Origin of the sequence: uncultured Campylobacter sp., assembly GCF_937949835.1 — a bacterium.
GTDB lineage: Bacteria > Campylobacterota > Campylobacteria > Campylobacterales > Campylobacteraceae > Campylobacter_B.
In genome coordinates, this window is record NZ_CALEDC010000480.1 from 1 (window position 1) to 8,073 (window position 8,073).

At 49.7% G+C, this 8,073-nt stretch carries 9 protein-coding genes and 1 pseudogene; 7 read left to right on the forward strand and 3 right to left on the reverse strand.

From position 1 onward, the window contains the following. The 5 genes from Q0256_RS10635 to Q0256_RS10655 all read left to right on the forward strand — a co-directional run. Positions 1 to 660, forward strand: a 660-nt coding sequence (locus tag Q0256_RS10635; protein WP_297962856.1) for a CHAD domain-containing protein, incomplete at its 5' end; no start/stop codon positions are given. 9 nt (positions 661 to 669) lie between these two features. Next, entirely contained in the window at positions 670 to 1,398 is a 729-nt protein-coding gene (ubiE, locus tag Q0256_RS10640) for a bifunctional demethylmenaquinone methyltransferase/2-methoxy-6-polyprenyl-1,4-benzoquinol methylase UbiE (protein WP_297962858.1), read from the forward strand. Next, positions 1,391 to 2,557: an exodeoxyribonuclease VII large subunit gene (gene xseA, locus Q0256_RS10645; protein ID WP_297962860.1), complete on the forward strand. Its 1,167-nt coding sequence runs from the start codon at positions 1,391 to 1,393 to the stop codon at positions 2,555 to 2,557. The genes ubiE and xseA overlap by 8 nt, the downstream gene beginning before the upstream one ends. Positions 2,558 to 2,567: 10 nt before the next feature. Beyond that, complete coding sequence (gene serC / locus Q0256_RS10650) at positions 2,568 to 3,644, forward strand: 3-phosphoserine/phosphohydroxythreonine transaminase (protein ID WP_297962862.1); 1,077 nt, start codon at positions 2,568 to 2,570, stop codon at positions 3,642 to 3,644. Between the two features lie 434 nt (positions 3,645 to 4,078). Continuing rightward, positions 4,079 to 4,318, forward strand: a complete 240-nt coding sequence (locus Q0256_RS10655; RefSeq protein WP_177388543.1) for a DUF333 domain-containing protein — start codon at positions 4,079 to 4,081, stop codon at positions 4,316 to 4,318. Positions 4,319 to 4,764: 446 nt separating this feature from the next. Here Q0256_RS10655 and Q0256_RS10660 read toward each other — a convergent pair whose 3' ends face one another. Further along, positions 4,765 to 5,451 carry a hypothetical protein gene (locus Q0256_RS10660; RefSeq protein ID WP_297962864.1) on the reverse strand — a complete coding sequence of 229 codons (687 nt, stop codon included), beginning with the start codon at positions 5,449 to 5,451 and terminating at the stop codon, positions 4,765 to 4,767. An 81-nt stretch (positions 5,452 to 5,532) separates the two neighbouring features. On the opposite strand from Q0256_RS10660, the gene Q0256_RS10665 reads away from it, so the two are divergent. Both Q0256_RS10665 and Q0256_RS10670 read left to right on the forward strand, forming a co-directional pair. Further along, on the forward strand, positions 5,533 to 5,679 hold the full coding sequence (locus Q0256_RS10665) for a hypothetical protein (RefSeq protein ID WP_297962866.1): 147 nt from the start codon (positions 5,533 to 5,535) through the stop codon (positions 5,677 to 5,679). 386 nt (positions 5,680 to 6,065) lie between these two features. Then, a complete protein-coding gene (locus Q0256_RS10670) occupies positions 6,066 to 6,635 on the forward strand; it encodes a hypothetical protein (RefSeq protein ID WP_297962868.1) in 570 nt (189 codons plus the stop codon). Positions 6,636 to 7,334: 699 nt separating this feature from the next. Here the strand turns inward: Q0256_RS10670 and Q0256_RS10675 are convergent. Together Q0256_RS10675 and Q0256_RS10680 are read right to left on the reverse strand one after the other, a co-directional pair. After that, on the reverse strand, positions 7,335 to 7,838 hold the full coding sequence (locus Q0256_RS10675) for a flavodoxin family protein (protein WP_297962870.1): 504 nt from the start codon (positions 7,836 to 7,838) through the stop codon (positions 7,335 to 7,337). Then, positions 7,835 to 8,073: pseudogene (locus tag Q0256_RS10680) on the reverse strand (radical SAM protein); the annotation flags it as partial. The pseudogene Q0256_RS10680 and the gene Q0256_RS10675, both read right to left, overlap by 4 nt.

Sequence of the window (8,073 nt, forward strand, 5' to 3'; positions counted from 1 at the left end):
TTTATGAGCCGCACCAATCAGCTGCGAGACCTTCACGTTTTTGCAGAGTTTTTAAGGGCCGACGACGCGCCTGTGAGCTTTTTACAGCAGCTAAATCTTATCGCAAAGCGCTCGGAGGATAAAATTTTAGAATTTCTCTCTAGCGCGGAATTTACAGATTTAAACGGCGCTATTAACGGCTTTTTAAGCGGTGCGGACGGCATCTACGCACGCAGCGAATATGAAAAAATTTCAAAAAAGTTCGTCTCCGCCCGCCTTTGCAAGCTGATTAAAAGCTTGCGCGCGGAGCTAAAAAATTTAAAGCAAGGCTCGCTGCTGCAAGCATTTCACGACGTACGCATAGGGCTAAAGAGGCTACGATACGCGCTTGAAATTTTTGCAAGAAGCTTTGATGAGGGCTGCGTCAGAGATCTGTTTAAGCGCACCAAGGCTGCCTGCGAGGATTTCGGCGCGCTGCAAGATATCAGCGTGTGGCAAAATTTCATCGCGATCTATCAAAAAGCAAGCGATAAAAGCGGCGTCGCGTTTGCGTATCTACTGGCTCTGGACGCCCGCTTAAACGACCGCCGCGCCGAGCTGGAGGAAAAAATTTTAAATGAAAAAGAGCCTCTTTTGCGCGCTCTGAAAAGATCGCTGCGCAAAATCAAAGCATACGAATAAGGAAAGCCCGTGCAAAAACAGGAAAAAATCATAAAGATGTTCGATGAGATCGCGCCTACCTACGATCTGGCAAACCGCGCCATCAGCTTCGGCGTGGACGTTTCGTGGCGCAAAAAAGCGGTCGAACTGACACTTGAAAAGCTTAAAGGAAAGCTCGTGAGTATCGCCGACGTCGCGTGCGGTACGGGCGATATGATAAGCTCATGGCGCGACGGCGCGACGCAGCACGGCGTGCAGATCGAGCGGATCGTGGGGATCGATCCTAGCGAGGGAATGCTCGAAGTAGCGAGGCAAAAATTCCCTAGCTGCGAGTTTATCAAAGCAACCGCGGGCGCCACGACGCTAGATGATGCAAGCGTGGATATTTTAAGCATCAGCTACGGCATAAGAAACGTCGTGGAGCTGGACGCGGCGCTTGCGGAGTTTAACCGCGTCATCAAACCCGGCGGCTCGCTCGTAGTTTTGGAATTTACCAAAGCCGCAAGCGGCGGGCTCGCGTTTAAAATCAGAGATTTTTACGTGAGCAAAATTTTACCCAAAATCGGCGCCTTCATCTCGAAAAACAAAGAAGCCTACGAGTATCTGCCAAGCTCCATCGGCAGCTTCCTAGACGCCGCGAGCTTTAGCGAAAAGCTCAAAAACGCGGGCTTTGAGCTGCGCGTACAAAAGGGCTTCAGCTTCGACGTCAGCACGCTTTTCATCGCGGAGAAAATCGCGCAAAAGAGCGACGATGCTTAGCGTAAGCGAGCTCAACGCCCAAGCCAAGACGCTTTTAGAGACGAGTTTTAGCTTCGTCGAGGTCGAGGGCGAGATATCTAAGTTTAGAATTCAAAGCACGAGCGGGCACTGGTATTTTACGATCAAAGACGCAAGCGCAGCGATCGATTGCGCGATGTTTAAATTTAGCGCCGCGCGGATAAATTTCATCCCAGCCGTCGGCGATAAGCTCATCGTAAGCGGCAAGGTCTCGCTATACGCCCCCACGGGCGCGTATCAGATCCAGGCCTCAAACATCCGTAAAAGCGGCGAGGGCGAGCTGGAAGCGGCGTTTGCCGCGCTAAAAGAAAGGCTTAGCAAAGAGGGACTTTTCGATGCCGCGCACAAAAAACAGCTTCCGAAATTTGCCCAAAGCATCGCGATCATCACGAGCGTGGGTTCCGCGGCGCAGGCGGATATGCTTCGCACGGCGCAGGACCGCTTCGCGCTTTGCAAGATCGATCTGTATAACGCGCTAGTGCAAGGCGAAGGCGCTCCTGCTTCGATCATAAGCGCGCTGCGTGCAGCTGACGCGAAGGGCTACGATGCGATCGTCATCGCTCGCGGCGGCGGCTCGCGCGAGGATCTGTGGTGCTTCAACGACGAGGCCTTGGCGCGCGCGATCTACGCGGCTAAAACGCCCGTCATCTCGGCGGTCGGGCACGAGATCGATTTTAGCATCAGCGATTTCGTAGCCGATCACCGAAGCCTCACGCCCACCGCCGCGATGATCGATCTGCTGCCCGATATTTGCGCGATCTTTCAGAGCCTAGACGGCGTAAGCGACGCCTTTGATAGGCTGATAAAAGATAAAATTTCATCCGCACAAAACGTGCTGAGCCTCGCAGCTTTAGAGCTTAGATCAAAATCTATCGAGCCAAAAATTTCAGGCTCGCTTGCCAGGCTTTTAAATTTTGAGCTTAAATTTAAAAGCTTCGTGGACTCCAAGCTAAGCGCCGCAGAGCACGCGCTAAGTGCAAAGGACGAGCTTTTGGCGCAAAAGGCGAATTTTTTTGAGATCACTAAAGACCTCGTTCAAATCCAAAAGGGCGGCAAAACGGTGAGCTTGGGTGAGCTTGCCGCGGGAGACGAGTTCGTCCTTTGCTCGCAGCAGCTCAGCAAAAACGCGAAAATCATCTAAAGGAGGCAAAATGGATAGAGTTTTAAATTTTAGCGCAGGACCTAGCACCATCCCGCTGGGCGTGCTAAAGCAGGCTCAAGAGGAGCTGCTAAACTACGCAGGGCTAGGATTTTCGATAATGGAGATCTCGCACCGCACCAAAATTTTTGAGGAAGTTTTGCATAGCGCGATGGACCGCGTGTGCGATCTCTACGGCTTTTCGGATGATTTTACGATTTTGTTTTTACAAGGCGGAGCGAGCCTACAATTCGCGCAGGTGCCGATGAACCTATACGCGGGCGGTGTCGCAGAATACGCCAACACGGGCAATTGGACAAGCAAAGCGATCAAGGAAGCGGGCGTGCTCGGCATAAACTACCGCGTGGTCGCAAGCAGCGAGGAGAGCAAATTCGACCGCATCCCCGAGGTTAAATTCTCTGACGGCGCGGACTACGGCTACATCTGCTCGAACAACACGATCTACGGCACGCAGTATCCGCAGCTGCCGCAGTGCGGCTGTCCGCTCGTAGTCGATAGCTCGAGCGATCTGTTTTCGCGCCCCGTGGATCTTAGCAGCGTGGGGATGTTTTACGGCGGCATTCAGAAAAATGGCGGGCCAGCTGGCGTTACGATGGTGGCGATCCGCAAGGATCTGCTGGACCGCGCAAACCCCAAAACGCCGATGATCCTGCGCTACAAGACGCAGGCGGACGCGGACTCGATGAGCAACACCCCGAATACTTTCGGAATTTACATGCTAAATTTAATGCTCGGCTGGATCAAGGACGAAATCGGTGGGCTTGCGGCGATGCATGAGCGCAACAAGCGTAAGGCGGCGCTACTCTACGGCGTGATCGATGCTAGCGGCGGCTTCTACCGCGGCCACGCGCAAAAGGATAGCCGCAGCCTGATGAACGTGAGCTTTAATATCGCGGACGCCGCGCTTGAGCCCGTTTTCGTCGCGCAGGCGGAGGCGGAGGGGATGATCGGGCTTAAAGGACACCGCGTTTTAGGCGGCATCCGCGCCTCGATCTACAACGCGATAAACTACGAGGACGTGGAAAAACTAGTCGCTTTTATGAGCGAGTTTGCGCGCAAAAACGGCTAGCAGCGGTTAAATTTAGAGGGTTTGTGCGCGGCTCGCGCTTATAGACGAGATTGTTTAGGCCCGCGCTTACCTTGTCGCTGAGCTGGTATTTGCGATAACTCTCGCTTTTATGACCGGTATTTTACGGCAGAAATAGCTTTGATGCGGCTTGGATTTTGCCGCTAGAATTTTATTGAAGGCAAAATTTTATGATGTTAAATTTTGCATTGGATGAAGTCTGATGGCTTTGATTTTGCAGCGGCGAGCGGGCTTGGTGCTGCTGGGATTTATTAGGTAGGATTTAATATTTAAAACGCTATTATCGGTGTTCGAGGAGGGTCGGCGGTTGGGCGGTTGATTTATGATTTATTTAGGCGCAGGTCGCTTAGCGCGTATCTAGCGCCTAAAATGCAAGCTTAACCCTAAAACGGGCAAAATTAAACGAAAGGATTTAAATGAGTTTTAAGAGATTTTTTGCAGTAGCGCTTGCAGTGGGCGCTTTCGCTTCGGTGAGCGCAGAGGCTAGCGCTGCGGGGGATTTTTGTATCAAAAACGGCGGCGAGCTGATCGTCCGCAAAGACGGCAACGGCGTGGATTACACCGTTTGTAAGCTGCCTGACGGCACTATGATCGACGCTGAAGAATTTTATAAAACAGGCGGCGATTTGAGCAAATTTAAGAGCGTAAATCGATAGAATTTTATCGCTTGCGAGATTTGCGGCAGCGAAATTCCATAAAATTCTGTGGCGAAATTCTGCTTTAAAATTTAGATGAATTTCAACTAGCAAGCGTTGGCGAGAGTGAATTCTCGGGCGCCACCAACGAAGTGATGGCAGCAGAGTAATGGAAAAAATTCAATTATCCAAACGTCAACGATGTGTTGAGATTTTGCTCTAGTAAGGTGCTGAAAGCGGCGACTACGCAAAGCAGAAACATTTTAAGTGATTTGACGCAACGCATAGGAAACTTACTAGATTGCTTGATTAGGACGCAGATTTTTGGATATGCGATAAGCATTTGTGCCCATAGTTGCTGAGCTTAAATTTCAGCCATTTGTGGGCGTAGCTTACTTTTTATTGTTTAAAAAGCTCAAATTTTAGTCGCTTGCGAGCGCCCATTCGCTTTCTTTGCCCGCGTAAATTTAGTGCGTGAAAACCACGACCTCGCCGCGCTCAAACGTGATCTGCCGTCCCGCTAGATATAGCTCGAAGTAGGGCTTCAAAAAGTCCTCCTGCGGCTTTTGCGCGTAGTTTGGATACTGCAAGTACGCCGAGAGCAGGTAGTCGCAGTTGATCGAATAGTACGCCTCGCCGAGCACCCATAGCTTTGCATAGAGCTTAGGCGTATCTATCATCCACTCCGTGATCGCCTCATAGACGGCGCACGCAAGCCCATCTTCGTGATGCGCGAGATTAAAGCTTTCCTGCACGCGCGCGGATTTTATTTCGCCAAGCATCTTTAAAAGCTCGCTCTTGCCTAGAAATTCTGCGAAAATTTTTAAATTTCGAACGTGCGCTAAAGCTAAACTCTTAAGCGCTTCGTCATCAAATTTCAGATCCTGCGGCGGGCAAAAATACCCGGGCGCCACGCCCTGATCGAACGCCTCTCGCGTCTGCTGCGCCGTGACTGCGTAGATCGGCATTATGCGCGCTTGTAGCTCAGCGCCGTTTTGCAGCGGCGCAAACACCGCCTCGACGCCCGCACCCTCGGGCATAAAGCACTGAAAAAGTCCGTAAAGCTTATCCTGCAGATCGATCTCTTCGCAATCTAAGCTTAAATCTAGCCCCACAGCCTCGTTAATGCGACTAGCGTACTCGAAATTCGTCATCTTCGCCCCTTTAAATTTTGACCGTCAAAGCGTTTGCGTGGAATTTTACCTAAATTTTGCGCATTTGCCGAATTAAAATTTATGCGAGATAAGGCTTTTGCAGAATTTAAAATTTATCGGTTCGGTTTAGATTCGGTACTGCGACAAAGCGGCGGGGCGATGAGCGGCGAGGGGTTGTCGTGCGGGTGGTTAGCGGCGTATGGGTTGTCGCGCGGCGATGAGCGGTGACGGACAGGTTGTCGCGCGGCGTCTGACAGCGGCACCTACGGCACGTGACGACAGGGGTAGCCGATGATCGCGACCGCAGCGCTCGCAGGCCGCTTTGTCGCAGAAGCTGGTTTTTCGCGCTCAGGCCGTCGCAAAATGGCGGGCGGTGTATTGGATGACGGCGGCGCTTGTAGCGCCCGTGATGAATGCCGTGTTTTTTATAATCCCTCCTTCGGTAGGAATTTTATTAAATTTAGCTCGCCCTTTTACCGCTTGAATTAGTAGTTTCCTTCTATCTACTGGCCGTATCGTCGAAGAGGCGCAAACGCATCGTGCAATGTAATTTTACAAGATCTTTTTATTTTGGCTAATTTTAGCTAAAATAAGCGAAATTTTAAAGGAAAGATATGCTGATTTCTTACTCGCTGCAAGATAACCGAAAATTCGCTAAAATGAGAACTATAATTTCGCGTAGAATTTATAAAGGGAGCAAGTTTATCCGTGCCGTCTGCGCGATAGATTTGCTTTTCGCTTTTGCGTTTTCGGCTTGTCTTTTTATTTTTGAGGACGATTGGATAGAGTTTGTACGCGAGTACTATGGTGATAAGTCCTGGATAAAGAGCTTAGGAGCTATCTTGCCTACTGCTTGCGCAGTTTTTTATATTTACGCTATTTGCGTTAGATCGTGGCTACTGAATTCCGCGATATATGATAAGAATAAAAATGTCACTTTCGGCGATTTTAGCATTGAAATTTCAGACGATTTAAAGGGGCAATTTATATTCGTAAGCGAGCGAGATACGCTCATTTACGATGCGGAATTTTGTGAGGTGGTAATGGAGCGCGATTTTTTGGTAATTTTGCTGGAAGGAAGTCTTTTTATCGCCGTACCAAACGAAGCGTTTAAAGAAATAAGCAAGGAGGAATTTGCTGCGAAATTAAACAAAACAATAAGTGAGGCAAAAAGCGAAATTTAAAAAGCTATGGGCAGATAGAACGGATATGATTGCGATCACAATGGAATCTTAGCCATAATGAAATTTTATCCGTTGCTTGCAAATCTTTTGCTATTTTTGTCTTAAAAATTTTTGCTAAAGAATTTTATTTATGCTTACGAGTGCATAGTAAAAGTACCGTACTAAAATTTATTGAGCTCGGTAATGTCTTCTTGAGAGTACGCCTAAAATATTTTTATGCTCACGCTCCGCACCGCTTCGGCGGTGCGGTAATGAGCGACGATAGATAAGTTGTCGCGCGGCACCTACGGCACGTGACGATGGGCGACAGCCGACGATCGCGACCGCAGCGCTCGCGGGCTACTTGCTCGCAGAAGCGGATTTTTAACGCTCAGGCCGTCGTAAGGCGACGGACGGTGTATTGGATGACGGCGGCGCTCGCAGGCCGGTCGTTTACAAAAGTCCTTTTCGCGTTCAGAGCCCGCATTACCGGCGCAAGGTCGGCGACATTATTTGATCCGTTGCGCGCGAAATGAAATTTTATCGTTTAAATTCTAGAGCAAGACCTGCGCCTGCGGCGGCAAATTTGCTTGTAGGAATGGAATTTGTCGTTCAAATTTAGCAAAGATAAATTTTAAATCGCGTAAATCGCGGGAGGGGACGGGTAATGATTTAATTTTGTTCGCGCCGCGCAGCGGTTTGCGCGGCTTGTTTTAAAATTTATTCTATCCCCGCAAATGCTGCCTTCGCATCCGCCAGATCCTTTTCGTCGGGATGCTTCGCTGCCTCCGCCCAGCGCGCAAGTCGCTCGGGGGTGATAGGGTGGGGCGAGTTGCCGCCGGCCGCCATTTTGCGCATCGTATCAAGTAGGTTCGGATCGATAGCGCCCTGGCAGGCAAACTCCCTTATGATCTCGTTGCCGTTTGCTTTAAGCCCCTCTTCAAAGGCATCCAGGCACTTGCGCGAGTGCTCGCCGCCTGGCTCTGCGCCCAGAGTCATAAAAACGCCAAGCTTCTTGTTGTGAATCTTGCGTAAAAAGCGCATAAATTTCGCTTCGGCTTCTCCCTTATCGACGTAAAAGCCCAAGGCTATGAAGTCGTAATCATCGACCTCACCCTCAAAGTCGCGGAAATTTAGACTCTCGCAGCCCAGTTGCTCGGCGATCGCGTCGCCCACCTTTTTCGTGTTACCCGTTTGTGAGGTGTAAAGCACGATTTTTTTCATACAAAATCCTTTTTAATAATGCTTGCTATCTCTTCGTTGATGTTGTTGCCCCAAAAAATTCCATCCAAGTTTAAGACCGATTTTTCATCCTTAAGCTCCAAAAGCCCCCAGCTTTGAAATTCTTTCAGCTTTTGCACTACTTCGTCGTAAATATTCGCGCTTAGGGCCTCTTTTAGCTCGTTTAAGCTTACGATCGGGTATTGAAACAGATTGTTTAGTGCGCTATATTTTGCCT